This window comes from Providencia sp. PROV202 (assembly GCF_028479565.1).
GTDB lineage: Bacteria > Pseudomonadota > Gammaproteobacteria > Enterobacterales > Enterobacteriaceae > Providencia > Providencia zhijiangensis.
In genome coordinates, this window is sequence record NZ_JAMPNV010000006.1 from 36,977 (window position 1) to 53,058 (window position 16,082).

At 42.6% G+C, this 16,082-nt stretch carries 12 protein-coding genes; 11 read left to right on the plus strand and 1 reads right to left on the minus strand.

Translation table 11 applies throughout. The annotated features are described in order from the left end of the window. From nrdI to emrB, 7 genes are all read left to right on the plus strand, one after another. A complete protein-coding gene (gene nrdI / locus PR799_RS04410) occupies positions 1-429 on the plus strand; it encodes a class Ib ribonucleoside-diphosphate reductase assembly flavoprotein NrdI (RefSeq protein WP_272521341.1) in 429 nt (142 codons plus the stop codon). Then, a complete protein-coding gene (gene nrdE / locus PR799_RS04415) occupies positions 422-2,566 on the plus strand; it encodes a class 1b ribonucleoside-diphosphate reductase subunit alpha (protein WP_272521342.1) in 2,145 nt (714 codons plus the stop codon). The genes nrdI and nrdE overlap by 8 nt, the downstream gene beginning before the upstream one ends. Before the next feature lie 13 nt (positions 2,567-2,579). Beyond that, positions 2,580-3,551, plus strand: a complete 972-nt coding sequence (nrdF, locus tag PR799_RS04420) for a class 1b ribonucleoside-diphosphate reductase subunit beta (RefSeq protein ID WP_154628724.1) — start codon at positions 2,580-2,582, stop codon at positions 3,549-3,551. A gap of 144 nt (positions 3,552-3,695) precedes the next feature. Next, positions 3,696-4,895, plus strand: a complete 1,200-nt coding sequence (locus PR799_RS04425; protein ID WP_272521343.1) for an MFS transporter — start codon at positions 3,696-3,698, stop codon at positions 4,893-4,895. A 660-nt stretch (positions 4,896-5,555) separates the two neighbouring features. Further along, positions 5,556-6,071 (plus strand): transcriptional repressor MprA, encoded by a 516-nt coding sequence (mprA, locus tag PR799_RS04430; RefSeq protein ID WP_154604602.1) that lies wholly within the window; start codon positions 5,556-5,558, stop codon positions 6,069-6,071. Between the two features lie 223 nt (positions 6,072-6,294). Beyond that, positions 6,295-7,473: a multidrug efflux MFS transporter periplasmic adaptor subunit EmrA gene (emrA, locus tag PR799_RS04435; protein WP_154628726.1), complete on the plus strand. Its 1,179-nt coding sequence runs from the start codon at positions 6,295-6,297 to the stop codon at positions 7,471-7,473. An 18-nt stretch (positions 7,474-7,491) separates the two neighbouring features. Beyond that, positions 7,492-9,030 (plus strand): multidrug efflux MFS transporter permease subunit EmrB, encoded by a 1,539-nt coding sequence (emrB, locus tag PR799_RS04440; protein ID WP_272521344.1) that lies wholly within the window; start codon positions 7,492-7,494, stop codon positions 9,028-9,030. 78 nt (positions 9,031-9,108) lie between these two features. Here the strand turns inward: emrB and PR799_RS04445 are convergent, their stop codons facing one another. After that, positions 9,109-10,221 carry a tRNA/rRNA methyltransferase gene (locus PR799_RS04445; RefSeq protein WP_272521345.1) on the minus strand — a complete coding sequence of 371 codons (1,113 nt, stop codon included), beginning with the start codon at positions 10,219-10,221 and terminating at the stop codon, positions 9,109-9,111. A gap of 173 nt (positions 10,222-10,394) precedes the next feature. On the opposite strand from PR799_RS04445, the gene PR799_RS04450 reads away from it, so the two are divergent. The 4 genes from PR799_RS04450 (at position 10,395) to PR799_RS04465 (ending at position 15,934) form a co-directional block, all read left to right on the plus strand. Further along, positions 10,395-11,096: a tRNA-uridine aminocarboxypropyltransferase gene (locus PR799_RS04450; protein WP_272521346.1), complete on the plus strand. Its 702-nt coding sequence runs from the start codon at positions 10,395-10,397 to the stop codon at positions 11,094-11,096. Between the two features lie 244 nt (positions 11,097-11,340). Further along, positions 11,341-13,986 (plus strand): bifunctional acetate--CoA ligase family protein/GNAT family N-acetyltransferase, encoded by a 2,646-nt coding sequence (locus tag PR799_RS04455; RefSeq protein ID WP_272521347.1) that lies wholly within the window; start codon positions 11,341-11,343, stop codon positions 13,984-13,986. 159 nt (positions 13,987-14,145) lie between these two features. Then, complete coding sequence (gene pssA, locus PR799_RS04460) at positions 14,146-15,501, plus strand: CDP-diacylglycerol--serine O-phosphatidyltransferase (protein ID WP_272521348.1); 1,356 nt, start codon at positions 14,146-14,148, stop codon at positions 15,499-15,501. 88 nt (positions 15,502-15,589) lie between these two features. Continuing rightward, the gene (locus PR799_RS04465) at positions 15,590-15,934 is read left to right on the plus strand and encodes a YfiM family lipoprotein (RefSeq protein ID WP_272521349.1); all 345 of its coding nucleotides are present in this window, start codon (positions 15,590-15,592) and stop codon (positions 15,932-15,934) included. Positions 15,935-16,082 lie beyond the last annotated feature (148 nt).

Sequence of the window (16,082 nt, forward strand, 5' to 3'; positions counted from 1 at the left end):
ATGACCACTCAACCGCTAATTTATTTCTCGAGTCGCTCAGGTAATTGCCATCGATTCGTCGAAAAATTGCAATTGCCAGCCACTCGCATTCCCATAGGTCATCTACCTGAAAATGCGCTTCTCGCCTCACAGCCCTATGTACTGTTGCTACCGACTTATGGCGGAGGAACCGCTCATGGAGCCGTGCCTAAAGAAGTGGTGCACTTTCTCAATATCGAGGCAAACCGTGCGTTAATTCGCGGAGTCATCGCCGCGGGCAATACCAACTTTGGCGAGGCTTATGCCATTGCTGGCAACATTGTCGCTCAAAAATGCGCAATCCCCTTCCTCTACCGATTTGAATTATTAGGCACAGAGCGCGATGTGCAATCTGTAAAACAAGGATTAAAAACATTCTGGGCTCACACAAAGGAGCAGATCAATGGATAACCCACAGCAAAATAATAATCATAATAACAATGCGGACTATCACGCGCTCAATGCGATGCTAAACCTTTATGATAATGAAGGCCGATTACAGCTGGATAAAGACAAACAAGCCGCGCATCTCTATTTCCGCCAGCATGTAAATCAAAACACGGTCTTTTTTCATGACCTAAAAGAAAAACTCGATTTCTTAGTCAACGAAAATTACTACGAAGAAGAGGTGCTCGCACAATACGATTTCCCATTTATTAAACAGCTTTTCAAACAAGCCTACGCCCACAAATTTCGCTTCCAAACCTTTTTGGGTGCCTTTAAGTATTACACCAGCTACACCCTAAAAACCTTCGATGGCGAGCGCTATCTTGAACGTTATGAAGACCGCGTTTGTATGGTTGCCCTAGCTTTAGCCCAAGGCTCAAAATTCCTCGCGACTCTCTTAGTGGATGAAATCATTAGCGGACGTTTTCAACCAGCCACTCCCACATTCCTTAATGGCGGCAAAAAGCAACGAGGTGAGCTTATTTCCTGCTTTTTACTGCGCATAGAAGATAATATGGAATCTATCGGGCGCTCCGTGAATTCAGCGTTACAGCTTTCTAAGCGCGGCGGTGGAGTCGCTTTCTTGATGAGTAATTTGCGCGAACAAGGCGCGCCAATTAAACAGATAGAAAACCAATCGTCTGGCGTGGTTCCAGTGATGAAAATGCTGGAAGATGCGTTTTCCTATGCCAATCAGCTAGGAGCAAGACAAGGTGCTGGTGCGGTCTATCTTCATGCTCACCACCCCGATATCCTGCGATTTTTAGATACCAAACGGGAAAATGCGGATGAAAAAATTCGTATTAAAACGCTTTCGCTTGGCGTCGTGATCCCCGACATCACCTTCCAACTCGCTAAAAATAATGAAGATATGTACCTGTTTTCCCCCTATGACATCCAAAAAGTCTATGGGGTACCGATGTCTGAAATCAGCGTGACAGAAAAATATCATGAAATGGTAAATAACAAAGCCATCAAGAAATTCAAAATTAATGCACGAGAGTTTTTCCAGACTATCGCTGAAATTCAATTTGAATCTGGCTATCCCTACATTTTGTTTGAGGATACGGCTAACCGCGCCAATCCCATTGCAGGTCGAATCAATATGAGTAACTTGTGCTCTGAGATTTTACAGGTAAACCAGCCTAGCCTTTATGAAGAGGATTTAAGTTACCAACATATTGGTAAAGATATTAGTTGTAATTTAGGCTCCATGAACATCGCCAAAACCATGGATTCCCCTGATTTTGCACGCTCGATTGATACGGCTGTTCGCGCCCTCACTGCCGTTTCTGATATGAGCAATATTCGCTCTGTTCCATCCATAGCCAAAGGCAACCAACAATCTCACGCCATTGGTTTAGGGCAAATGAATTTGCATGGTTTCTTAGCCCGTGAACATATTCATTATGGTTCTGAAGAAGGGTTAGATTTTACTAATATCTACTTTTACACCGTGGCATACCACGCCTTAAAAACCTCTAACCAATTGGCTATTGAACGTCAACAAACCTTTGATGGTTTTGAAATGTCCACCTACGCCAGTGGCGAGTATTTTGATAAATATATCAACAAAACCTGGTCACCAAAGACCCAAACCGTGCAGGAATTATTCCGACGTTCGGGCATCGAAATACCAACACAGGCGGACTGGCAGACATTAAAACAGTCCGTGATGACCCATGGAATTTACAATCAAAACTTGCAGGCCATTCCGCCAACAGGATCTATCTCTTATATCAATAATGCTACCTCCAGCATTCATCCCGTAGTAGCACCTATTGAAATTCGCAAGGAAGGGAAAATTGGTCGTGTCTATTATCCTGCTCCTTTTATGACGAATGAGAATCTCGAATTCTACCAAGATGCTTATCAAATAGGTCCTGAGAAAATTATTGATACCTATGCCGAGGCCACTCAGCACGTCGATCAAGGTTTATCACTAACCCTATTTTTTGATGGCAATGCCACCACCCGCGATATCAATAAAGCCCAAATATACGCATGGCGAAAAGGGATCAAAACCTTGTATTACATTCGATTACGTCAGACTGCACTTGAAGGCACCGAAGTCGAAGGCTGCGTCTCCTGCTCACTGTAAAAGGAAAAAGATAATGACCACCAGCACGCTCAATCGCCCTGTTCAAGCGATCAACTGGAACCGTATCCAAGATGATAAAGATCTCGAGGTCTGGAATCGACTAACCAGCAACTTTTGGCTACCGGAAAAAATCCCACTGTCCAATGACACAGTTTCTTGGAACACTCTGACACCTGCCGAGCAAAAGCTCACCATACGCGTTTTTACTGGGCTAACCTTGTTGGATACCATCCAAAATACCGTTGGGGCACCGTGTTTAATGGGTGATGCTCAAACACCCCACGAAGAAGCCGTTCTCTCTAATATCAGCTTTATGGAGGCTGTCCACGCACGCTCCTACAGCTCTATCTTTTCAACGCTGTGCTCCACTGCCGATGTTGATGAAGCATACCGTTGGAGTGAAGAAAACAGTGCATTGCAAAATAAAGCCAAAATTATTTTGTCTTACTACTGCGATGAACATCCACTGAAGAAAAAAGTCGCCAGCGTCTTTTTAGAATCTTTTTTGTTTTACTCGGGCTTTTATTTACCCATGTACTGGTCAAGCCGTGGAAAACTCACCAATACCGCTGATTTAATCCGCCTAATCATCCGCGATGAAGCGATTCATGGTTACTATATTGGCTATAAATTTCAAAAAGCTCTTGTCCATTATTCTGAACAGGAACGCAATGAAATTAAGGATTTTACTTTTTCATTATTGTTTGATTTATATGAAAATGAAATCAAATACACCCAAGAGTTGTATGATGGCGTTGGCTGGAGTGAAGATGTAAAAAGCTTCCTTCACTATAATGCGAATAAAGCCTTGATGAATTTGGGCTATGAGGCGCTGTTCCCTGACTCAATAACCCAAGTTAGCCCAGAGATTTTGTCGGCACTTTCGCCTGATGCCAACGAAAACCATGACTTTTTCTCAGGTTCAGGTTCATCCTATGTGATTGGTAAAGCAGTCAGTACTGAAGATGATGATTGGCTTTTTTGAATAACATCAACAAAAATATCTCGCATCAATCTTTTGAAAAAAATAATAAAATCACTTAAATCATTAATACTATAAACGGTCATAGTGGGATAGGCTTACTGCCTACCCACAAGATCATAAAATAACATTCATATCCGAAGCATAATGAGCATGAAAACACCACAAGCGGAACTGACTACGGGCTTAACGCTCTTAATGGCCATCGCCACTGGACTGGTCGTTGCCAGTAACTATTACGCACAGCCCCTGTTAGACACTATCGCACTCCAATTCAACCTAACAACCAACATGGCCGGCTTTATTGTGACCGCCGCCCAATTAGGTTATGCCGTTGGGTTACTCTTCCTTGTTCCTCTTGGTGATCTTTTTGAACGCAAAAAATTGATCATTGTGATGACAACATTGTCAGCCAGTGGCTTATTAATCACTGCACTTTCTGACAATATTTGGCAAATTCTTCTCGGTACCGCCCTCACAGGGTTATTCTCCGTTGTCGCCCAAGTTCTTGTTCCTATGGCAGCTTCTATTGCAAAGCCTCACCAACGGGGCAAAGCGGTGGGCACCATTATGAGTGGATTACTTCTTGGTATCTTACTTGCCCGAACTATCTCTGGTGGCGTGGCAATGATAGGCGGTTGGCGAGCAATTTACTGGGTTGCCTTTGGATTAATGATGCTTCTGATCCTAATTTTGGCACTTAAATTACCGCGCTATCACCAAAAAACGGAGCTTAACTATTTTCAACTTATTGGCTCTATCGGACGCCTGTTTTTTACTACACCAGTCTTAGCGACTCGATCACTACTTGGTGCCCTCACTTTCGCTAACTTTGCACTACTATGGACAGCGATGGCATTCTTATTAGCCAGTCCACCTTTTAATTATTCAGAGGGCACTATCGGGTTATTTGGTCTGGTTGGCGCTGCAGGCGCATTAATGGCAACCCAAGCCGGACGCCTAGTGGATAAAGGTAAAGGCAAATTAGTTACCACCCTAGGGCTAATTCTCTTGTTGCTATCGTGGATCCCGATTGGCCTAGCAAAATATTCACTCATCGCTTTTATTATCGGTATCTTAGTACTTGATTTGGCCATTCAAGGCGTTCATGTGACTAACCAAAGCACGCTTTACCGTATTATGCCTGAAGCACGAAATCGCTTAACTGCCGGTTATATGACCAGTTATTTTATTGGTGGAGCACTTGGCTCATTACTTTCAGGTTATGCCTATGAACATGCAGGCTGGATGGGCGTCGCTATTTCAGGTGTTATTATCACTGGCATCAGTTTAATCATTTGGGCAATCGGCTCTCGATTCGATCCAACAATTACCTCTGAACAGTAATTACTTCATTCATTTATATCTATAGCAGACATCTATTTGGCTGCTATAGAACTCTATACTCATTTAATATTTCATTTATTCTTCATGCGCACATTATTTAGCCTATTATTATGGCACTGTGATAATAATCATCATGTTAAATAGCTAACAATGATAAATAATTGGTTCAAGGTATAATTTACCTAGAAAAAGTTAATAAGTGACACAGTTAAGCAAAAAGTATATCTTTATCAAATGGTATACTTCTTACCCATAAAATATTAATTCGGTATTACTCAATACCCTAGATGTCTTTCTAGGGTATTTACACCAAAAAACAGAAAGATCCTTCTATCTTGTAATTATTGAGTAATAAAAAAAATGGTATTGAGTTAATGCGATGTGATTATATATTGTTTTATATGATTTTATTTGTCGTATAAAACGCAATTATATTTTCATCTATTTACCTACATGATAGTAAGAAAGCAGTGATTGTTAATTGAACTATACTAAATGCGTTAAAACACATTCATAAAATTTATGAATGATGTATCATTGTCAAAATAAAATGGATGAAATTAATTAAGTATAATTGCTAATTCTATCTTTTAATATACCATTCACATGGTTGATTACAGTTGAAATCTTACCAACTGAAACTAATAAGGTATCCAAATAATGGAAAGTTCATTTACACCGACAGAAGAATTACTTAACGCTCGCGTCGCGCAACAAACTTCACTGGAAAATACTATCCCTTACCAAGAAATTTTATTGACGCGCTTATGCATGCACGTTCATGGAAAACTGTTGGAATCACGTAACAATATGCTAAGAGCTCAGGGCGTCAATGAAACGCTATTTATGGCGCTCATGATCCTTGATACCAAAGATTCTCATAGCATTCAGCCATCTGAACTCAGTGCTGCATTAGGCTCTTCACGGACTAACGCGACACGTATTGCCGATGAATTAGAAAAAAATGGCTGGATTGAGCGTAAAGAAAGCCATAACGACCGTCGTTGCTTACATTTGCACTTAACTGAAAAAGGCTCTGAGTTTCTCAGTGGACTATTACCACCACAACATAAAGCATTGATCGATATCTGGTCTTCATTGGATATTGATGAAAAACAGCTGCTCGACAAGCTGATGCGCAAATTATTAGCAAAACTCGATAGCATAAAAGACTGATAACATTGACCACATATAATGCATGGTTAATGTTTTTGAGGCATTCTGTGGCTTAAACTGAAAAAAAAACTTTTCACTCACATATATTTCATTATCCTTTCAGTTATATATTGCGATATCCCATCGAGCAACGAAATCATTTGTCGTCTTAGTTTCCAGTAGTTAACACTAACTGCTGGAAACAGCCGTTATTTTTATCCATTGAATATGGGGAACCACCAGTATGAGCGCACGCGAGGATCTGCCTGAAACGCAAACGCCACCGTTAAACAAAAAAAGACAGCGCAGAAATGCCCTAATGTTCCTAACCGTTATTTTTATCGCGATTGGCATCGGTTGGACTGCATACTGGTATCTCGTCTTACGCCATTACGAATCGACAGACAACGCTTACGTTGCTGGAAATCAAGTTCAAATCCAAGCGCAAATATCCGGTAGTGTCATGACAGTCAATGTCGATAATACCGATTTTGTGAAAAGTGGAACGGTACTGGTGGAGTTAGATCCCAGAGATGCCGAACTTGCCCTAGAAAAAGCCAAAACTGAACTTGCTAACAGTGTTCGACAATCCCAACAGCACATTATCAATAGCCGCCAATTTCAAGCAAATATTGATGTTAAACGCTCTGAACTATCCCGCTTACAAAATGATTTAAAACGCCGCGAAGTCTTAGGTAGCAGCAATTTAATCGGTAAAGAAGAGCTCCAACACGCGAGAGAAGCGGTCATCAGTGCGAAAGGTGCACTTGATGTGGCGATTGAACAGTACAATGCCAATCAAGCTATCGTGCTCAATACGGCTTTAGAAAAACAACCACTGGTTGAACAAGCTGCAACGCAAGTTAGAAATGCATGGCTTGCCCTTCAACGTACTAAAATTGTTAGTCCAGTAGATGGTTATGTTTCTCGCCGCAGTGTGCAAGTCGGTTCACAAATCACGCCAAATACCCCATTAATGGCAATTGTACCATCCAGCGGAATGTGGATTGATGCCAACTTTAAAGAGACACAATTAGCCAGTATGCGTATTGGTCAACCTGCCAAAGTAACTACCGATTTTTACGGCAAGAATGTGGTATTCAACGGCACAGTGATTGGCCTTGATATGGGGACGGGGAGCGCATTCTCGTTATTGCCAGCTCAAAATGCGAGCGGTAACTGGATCAAAGTAGTGCAACGCCTTCCGGTACGTATCGCTCTCGATGAAACTCAGTTGGATGAATATCCATTGCGCATCGGGCTTTCCACGGAAGTCGAAGTGGATACAGCCAATAAAGATGGCAAAGTATTATCCAAAGGTCTGCGCGATACGCCGGCTTATCACACAACCGCTTTAGCGGTTGATATGTCTCCTGCTGACAAAATTGTTGCTGAGATTATTCAAAATAACTCTGGCAAATAAGTAAACGGAGACATTAACGTGACAAATGCACCGTTAACAGGTTCAAAACTGGCTTGGATGACCATTGCGTTATCTTTGGCGACTTTCATGCAAGTTTTGGATTCGACCATTGCTAACGTCGCTATCCCCACAATTGCGGGTAACTTGGGTGCATCTAACTCACAAGGCACATGGGTGATCACATCGTTTGGGGTAGCGAATGCTATCTCCATTCCGATCACTGGCTGGTTAGCGCGTCGTATTGGTGAAGTTCGCCTCTTTTTATGGTCTACTGGGCTTTTCGCCCTAACCTCATGGCTATGTGGGATCTCCAACAGCTTAGAAATGCTGATTTTATTCCGCGTTCTACAAGGTTTGGTTGCTGGCCCACTCATTCCGTTATCTCAGAGTCTATTACTCAATAACTATCCACCAGCCAAACGCAGTATGGCACTTGCATTATGGTCTATGACCATTGTGGTTGCGCCGATTTGCGGGCCTATTCTTGGTGGCTATATTAGTGACAACTACCACTGGGGCTGGATTTTCTTTATCAACGTTCCGTTTAGTATCGCCATTATTTTTGCCATTATGCGAACGCTCAAAGGGCGTGAAACTCAAATCGCTATCAAGCCGATTGATACCGTTGGGCTTGTCTTACTGGTTGTCGGGATTGGTGCCTTGCAGATTATGCTCGACCAAGGGAAAGAGCTCGATTGGTTTAACTCTACTGAGATAATCGTTCTCACCGTTGTCGCCGTTATCGCGATAGCTTTCTTAATTGTTTGGGAACTGACTGATGAGCATCCCGTCATCGACCTTTCCCTCTTTAAAGAGCGTAATTTTACCATCGGTTGTTTGGCGCTTAGTTTGGCGTATATGCTCTATTTCGGTACTATTGTTCTGTTGCCTCAGTTACTGCAAGAAGTGTATGGTTATACGGCAACCTGGGCGGGTTTGGCCTCGGCACCCGTGGGCCTATTGCCGCTGCTGATCACGCCGATTATTGGTCGCTTTGGTAACCGCATCGATATGCGTTATTTAGTGACATTCAGTTTTATTATGTATGCCGTCTGCTATTACTGGCGAGCTTACACCTTTGAACCTGGGATGGGATTTGCCGCCGCCGCGTGGCCTCAGTTCGTTCAAGGTTTAGCGATAGCCTGCTTCTTTATGCCACTCACGACCATTACATTATCGGGTCTACCACCAGAAAGAATGGCATCAGCATCCAGCTTATCTAACTTTACACGAACCTTAGCGGGGGCAATTGGTACCTCCATCACCACCACCTTGTGGACACAGCGTGAAGCGATGCACCATGAAAATCTGACAGAGTTTGTTAACCCGTACAATCCAAATGCCCAACATATGTACAGTGAGTTGGCGCAAATAGGCATGAATGAACAACAAAGTGCCGCGTATATTGCACGTTCAATTACTGAACAAGGGTTAATTATTTCTGCTAATGAAATTTTCTGGATGTCCGCAGGCGTGTTTATTCTATTGATGGTGATAGTCTGGTTTGCCAAACCACCATTCGGAGCCGGTTCAAAAGAGGGTGGTGGGGCTCACTAACCGACATATGCTTCAGACGAAAAAAAACCATACACAATTTTGCGTATGGTTTTTTTTGCTAGCCAAGTCAGTAAGTCATTACTTAGCTTTATTTTGTGACCACCACTGAGAAAGCATAATCCCTGTTGCGACAGAGACGTTCAGGCTTTCAACTTTACCTGTTCCGCCAATGTACAGGCTCATATCGCCTTGATCCCATGTGCTATCACTTAAACCATCACTCTCTTGACCTAACACCAGCACCATTTTCTTCGGTAATTGAACCTTAGCAAGGTCCTGACTACCTTTATGGCTTGATGTGGTGACGATGGTATAGCCTGCTTCACGGAATTTATTCAGTGTTGGCGTGAAACCATCTGCATCAATGGCTTTAATATGCTCAGCGCCACCTTCAGCGGTACGAATTGCCGCACCGGACTCCAGCATTCCTGCATCTTGTAAAATCACACCTTTCACACCAAAGTGAGCGCAGCTACGCATGATCCCACCAAGGTTATGCGGGTTACCAACATCTTCTAACGCTAAAACACAATCGGTATCGACCGCATTTTCTAAATAGGTTTCTGCTGCCATACCACCGCGTTTTTTGATGATAAAGCACACGCCGCCGTGGTGCTCAGTACCAGACGCTTTTGTTAACTCTTCTTCATCAACAACATGGTACGCCTTACGGTTTGCCGCCATCCATTTTAATGCATCACGAAAACGTGGAGTGACTGACTGCAAGAACCACGCACGGACAATACCATCTGGACGGTTTTTAAACATCGCTTGGCAAGCATTTTCGCCGTAAATACGGGTTTCTTCTTGGCGTTGTTTACGCAGTTGCTCAGGATCAATTTGGCTTTTTCCTGAGATACCACCATGATCGTTTTCTAATTCATCACTTCCCGGTTTTGAAACGGTACGCCACGGAGATTGCTCGCCACGTGGTGCGCTATCGCGACGACTTGAGCGTCTATCGTTGTCAGAACGGCGTTCTGAACGCCCCCCCTCTGGACGACCAGAGCGACCTGAACGTTCGTTACGATCATTACGGTCGTTACGTCCACCTGAACGTCTATCGTCGCGCTTATCATCACGACCACCACGGCGTTTATCATTACCTTTATTGTTGTCCTGTTCTTCGCTACGGACATACATCACTTTTACTTTGCCGTTTTTACCACTAAAATCATTCGTGTCGTTCATCGCTATCCCCTACTAAGCTATGGCGCGAAGATTACATGAAGTTGCAAAGCTACGCTACCGATCCGCGCTATTATCTCACCGAAAAGTTATTGAATATACTTCTATCGTAGACAAATCGTTTTGCGTACAATATGCCCCTTATTTTTGTCACAACGAAAAGTGCCCTATCAATCATGAGTCAGAACGCTGTCTATCATCTGCGTCAGCAACGCTTAGCCCTTTCTACAAAACCTTTTAAAGCAAGAGGTTGCCGGGTAAAACGCTGTCAACATTGCCTGCTTCCCGTACCTCAGTGTCTCTGTGAAGAAACGGTTTCAGCGAAAGCAAAAAGCCAATTTTGCCTGATTATGTTTGATGGTGAAGTTTTTAAGCCCAGCAATACCGGAAAGCTGATTGCTGATGTGCTTCCTGATACTCAGGCATATCAGTGGTCAAGAACAGATCCTGACAACCAGCTATTAGCTGCACTGCAAGATAAGACTAGACAACCTTATCTAATTTTCCCAGAAAGCTATGCGCAAACGGGTCGCGTTGTCGTCAATGCTCCAACGCTTTCAGACAAACCTGCACTATTTATTTTGTTAGATGGCACTTGGCCAGAAGCGCGTAAAATGTTCCGCAAGAGCCCTTATTTGGATCAAATTCCAATGCTGTCAATCAATACAAAAGCGAGAACCGACTACCTGCTGCGTATCCCATCGCGTGAAGAGCAGCATTGTACCGCTGAAGTGGCAGCTACTGTGCTAGAGCAAGCTGGCGATATTGATGCATCCCAAGCATTATTTACGCATTTCAATCTGTTTCGCCGTAAATACTTAGAGGGAAAACCGCATCATCCAACCGCTCAAATGCTCTTGTCTCAGCCGCAAGAATAACTCCTTATAGGCATTTTTTACGTTATTTATATGCCTCGCTTTCCAGCAATTTCTATTTTGAAAATCACCTTCACAGCAAAACGTGAGGGTGCTTGTAATATTTAATAAAATTCCCTCGATAAACTGGCGCTTCCCACAATATACGGCACAATATACGACATAGTATTGCTGTATCGTATAGCGTTGCTTACGAACTCAAAATCAATTGAGCGGGTTTTCGCTCACCACAAAAAGGTTTACCGCCATGGGGTTAGTGAGTCAGCTAGAGTCATTGTTTAGACCAAAATCTATCGTTGTTGTGGGCGCTTCAGAAGATCCTAGCCGAGCAGGATCAGTGATGATGAAAAACTTACTCAGCAGCGGTTTCAAAGGCCCTATTCTGCCCGTTAACCCGAATAGGAGCTCCATTCTTGGCGTCCTTGCTTATCCCTCTATTGATAAACTCCCACTCAAGCCTGATCTTGCGGTGATCTGCACTCACTATTCTCGTAATGTTGAATGTCTCCGGCAGCTTGGGGAGGCTGGCTGTAATGTCGTCATTATCTTATCGTCCCCTTCGATTCAATTTAATGAACTGAAAAAGGTGGCTCAACAATACCAAATTCGTTTATTGGGTCCGAACAGTTTAGGCTTCTTTGCACCATGGCAAGGGCTAAATGCCAGCTTTTCCCCAACCCCTATTTTGAAAGGTAAACTGGCATTTATTTCACAATCTGCCGCAGTCTCAAATACAGTCTTAGATTGGGCGCGCCATCGCGATATCGGCTTTTCCTATTTTATTGCCCTTGGCGATAGCATTGATATCGATATTGATGACCTACTGGACTATCTTGCACGAGACAGTAAAACCAGTGCCATCTTGCTTTATTTAGAAAATATTAGTGATGCTAGACGCTTTTTATCATCTTCCCGTAGTGCATCGCGTAACAAACCGATCCTCGTTATCAAAAGTGGACGAACACGCAAAGCACAAAAGCTTCTCGGTGAAAAACCGAGTTTAGATGCCGCTTATGATGCTGCGATTCAACGGGCAGGTTTACTGCGAGTCCAAGATACCCACGAAATGTTCTCTGCGGTGGAGACACTAAGTTATATGACTCCGCTACGAGGTGAACGTTTATCGATTATGAGCAATGGCTCAGCACCTGCCGCAATGGCGCTCGATGAGTTACTGCTACGTAATGGGAAGCTTGCAAAACTCAGTGTAGAAACTGAAAACGAACTAAGCTCTCTATTGCCATTAGATTTATCTACCCAAAACCCGATTGACCTCGGCGACGATGCTACCGTGGATAGATATCTCAACGTATTAAACAAAATGCTCGATAGCCACGATCATGATGCGTTACTTTTGATCCACACACCAAGCGCCATTACACAAAGTAAATCCATGGCAGAAAAAGTGATCAAAGCCATTAAGCAGCATCCTCGAGGTAAATGGTTAACCATTCTCACTAACTGGTGCGGGGAATATTCATCTCAAGAAGCGAGAAGGCTCTTCAGCGAAGCTGGGATCCCAACTTACCGAACACCTGAAGGTGCAATCACCGCCTATATGCATATGGTGGAATATCGCCGTAACCAAAAACAATTAAAAGAAACCCCTGCGCTTCCTGTAGGAATAACTGCAAATACTCAACAAGCGCATACCTGTATCATGCAAGCCATTGAAAATAACAAGCTGCATCTAGATACCCATGAAGTTCAACCAATCTTAAAAGCTTATGGCTTAAACAGTTTACCAACATGGATTGCTCATTCCAGCGAACAGGCCGTTGAAATTGCAGAAAAGATTGGCTATCCCGTCGCACTAAAATTACGTTCTCCTGATATTGTGCATAAATCAGAAGTTCAGGGCGTTATGCTCTATTTAAGAAATGCCAAAGAAGTTGCAGAAGCCGCCAATGCCATCATTGAGCGGGTCTCGACCAATTACCCACAAGCACGGATTGAAGGCTTATTAGTACAAAGCATGGCGAATCGCGCTGGCGCTCAGGAGCTGCGAATTGCTGTTGAGCTTGATCCTGTTTTTGGTTTATTGATCATGCTTGGCGAAGGGGGCGTAGAGTGGCAACAAGAGAGCCAGGCAGCCGTAGCCCTTCCCCCACTAAATTTAGCGCTAGCACGTTATTTGGTCATTAATGCAATCAAAGGACATAAAATTAAAGCCCGTAGTGCTCTAGAACCATTAGATATTCCAGGGCTAGCCAGCTTATTAGTTCGTGTCTCTAACTTAATCATTGATTGTCCTAACATCAGCCGATTAGATATACATCCACTACTTGCCGCTGGTGATGAATTTACATTACTTGATGTTTCAATGACATTGAACCCAGCGAATGACAATTCAAATACTCGGCTTGCCATTCGTCCTTACCCTAATGAACTCGAAGAGACCATTAACCTAAAAGATGACCTAACTTGCTTGTTAAGGCCCATTCTTCCTGAAGATGAACCACTTTTAAAATCCTTTATTGAACAAGTCACTAAAGAAGATCTTTATTACCGTTATTTCAGTGAAATCAGTGAATTCACTCATGATGATCTCGCGAATATGACGCAAATCGATTACGACCGAGAAATGGCGTTTGTCGCTATTAAAAATAGTGATACACAACCTGAAATTATTGGTGTAACTCGTGCAATGGCGGATCCTGATAACCAGGAAGCTGAGTTTGCCGTTCTAGTTCGCTCAGATATGAAAGGACAGACGCTCGGTTATCAATTAATGCAAAAGCTACTCAACTACACCCGTGCGCATGGCATTAAAAAACTGACAGCGATCACCATGCCGGAAAACCGTAATATGATCAGCTTGGCAAAAAAATTAGGGTTCCAAATTGATGTTCAATTCGAGGATGGTGTCGTAAATCTCACCCTGCATCTATAATTAGCGTTAGGAATAAACCGTAATCTGTATAGTAAATAAACCAATGGTCAATTTATTCCTAATGAATGGTGTAAATATGATATCATCGACAGATCATTCGCTTAAATATTTGTATAAAGCGATTTGCTATTAGACTAACAAGAGAAAATTCACACTGTGATGTTGTCAAAATTAAAACAAGCAAAACATCAACAACACTTGGCAAACATGCCTAAATTGTCTCAGTCGGTTGATGATGTTAAAACGCTCTATAAGACGGAAGATTTTCGTGGTGCTCTGCTTGAACAGATCTCGCAAGCTAAAAATACAGTCTACATTACGGCTCTGTATTTAGAAAAAGATGATGCGGGTAAAGACATCCTTCATGCTCTGTATGCCGCTAAACAAGCAAATCCTAATCTAGATATTAAAATTCTAGTTGATTGGCACCGAGCTCAGCGCGGCCGAATTGGCGCAGCTGCTAATCTGACGAATGCCGATTGGTATTATGAAGTTTCTCAGCAATACCCTGATGTTGAGATCCCTGTTTTCGGGATCCCCGTAAACACACGTGAAGCTTTAGGGGTACTACACTTAAAAGGTTTCTTATTTGATGAAACGCTTCTATATAGCGGAGCAAGCATCAATGATGTCTATCTGCATCGTCATGAAAAATACCGCTATGATAGATATCATCTCATCAAAAATAGTCAGCTCACGGCGACGATGAAAAAATTTATTGATGATTCTCTTTTATCATCGGATGCTATTCATCTACTCAATACGCCTGATAGGCCAAAAACAGCGGAATTTAAAGGGTTAATCAAACAATTTCGTTTGTCATTAAGAGGCGTTAATTACCAATTTCCAGGTAATGCTTCTAATGATGAGCTCGCCGTTACTCCATTTGTTGGCCTAGGTAAAAAGAACGAATTAAATCGTACTATCACCCACTTGATGAGCTCAACAGCTGAAAAGCTCACTATCTGTACGCCGTATTTTAATTTACCTGCAGTTTTGGTGAGAATTATCAGTAAGTTAATGCGTGATGGAAAAAAAGTTGAAATCATTATTGGTGATAAAACTGCTAACGACTTCTATATTCCACCTGAAGAACCTTTTAAAATTATTGGCGCTTTACCCTATCTCTATGAAATAAACTTACGTAAGTTTGTTAGCCGTTTGCAGCGCTTTATTGATAGTGAACAACTGACAGTTCGTTTATGGAAAGATGGTGACAACACTTATCACCTGAAAGGAATGTGGGTTGATAATCAATGGCAGCTGATTACAGGTAATAACCTGAATCCACGAGCTTGGGGATTAGACTTGGAAAATGCGGTATTGATCCACGATCCAAAACAGCAACTCCAAGAACAACGCCAACATGAACTCGATTGTATTCGAGTCCATACCAAAGTTGTTCATCACTATCGCGAGCTAGATAGCATTCAAACCTACCCTGTTAAAGTAAAAAAACTGATCCGTCGATTGCGACGTATCCGAGTTGATCGTCTCATTAGTCGAATACTTTAATTATTGACTCTCTAAAGCGCCGCTCATGTGGCGCTTTTTATTATCTAACGAACTCTAACTTATCAGTTGCTGTAGAGGCTCAAGATACATGTCAAATTTCTCTTATAAAACATTAGCTTTAAGTTGCTCGTTAATAGTCATGACAGGCTGTTCAGGCTTCCATTGGTCAAATGATAATTGGAAAGGAAAGGATAAGGCTCAGCACTTTGCTTTTTCTGCTGCAATGGCTGCCGCTGGTAATGCGTATGCGGATAAACAGAACATGCAACATCGGCAAGCAGCACAATTCGGTATGTTATTTTCGATTTCGCTAGGTGCTTCGAAAGAACTTTATGATAGCCGACCAGCCGGTACTGGCTGGAGTTGGCATGATTTTGCTTATGATGTAGCGGGTGCAGTGGCAGGTTATACTCTATATCAAAACTTTAAATAGAACTTGCTAGCGCATAATAAACAAAAAATCTTGAAGGATCGCTATAGCAGAGTGAACTTGGTAATGATAGGGAGAAAATAGAGTTCGAAATTACTTTGTCGTAAAAAACAAAAACCCCGTGATTTTCATCACGGGGCTTGCTATAAGT

Coding starts and splice junctions, on each gene's coding strand:
- nrdE (WP_272521342.1), top strand. CDS start 422: ATGGATAACCCACAGCAAAATAATAATCATAATAACAATGCGGACTAT.
- PR799_RS04465 (WP_272521349.1), top strand. CDS start 15,590: ATGTCAAATTTCTCTTATAAAACATTAGCTTTAAGTTGCTCGTTAATA.
- PR799_RS04450 (WP_272521346.1), top strand. CDS start 10,395: ATGAGTCAGAACGCTGTCTATCATCTGCGTCAGCAACGCTTAGCCCTT.
- pssA (WP_272521348.1), top strand. CDS start 14,146: ATGTTGTCAAAATTAAAACAAGCAAAACATCAACAACACTTGGCAAAC.
- nrdF (WP_154628724.1), top strand. CDS start 2,580: ATGACCACCAGCACGCTCAATCGCCCTGTTCAAGCGATCAACTGGAAC.
- PR799_RS04455 (WP_272521347.1), top strand. CDS start 11,341: ATGGGGTTAGTGAGTCAGCTAGAGTCATTGTTTAGACCAAAATCTATC.
- PR799_RS04425 (WP_272521343.1), top strand. CDS start 3,696: ATGAGCATGAAAACACCACAAGCGGAACTGACTACGGGCTTAACGCTC.
- PR799_RS04445 (WP_272521345.1), bottom strand. CDS start 10,221: ATGAACGACACGAATGATTTTAGTGGTAAAAACGGCAAAGTAAAAGTG.
- emrA (WP_154628726.1), top strand. CDS start 6,295: ATGAGCGCACGCGAGGATCTGCCTGAAACGCAAACGCCACCGTTAAAC.
- nrdI (WP_272521341.1), top strand. CDS start 1: ATGACCACTCAACCGCTAATTTATTTCTCGAGTCGCTCAGGTAATTGC.
- mprA (WP_154604602.1), top strand. CDS start 5,556: ATGGAAAGTTCATTTACACCGACAGAAGAATTACTTAACGCTCGCGTC.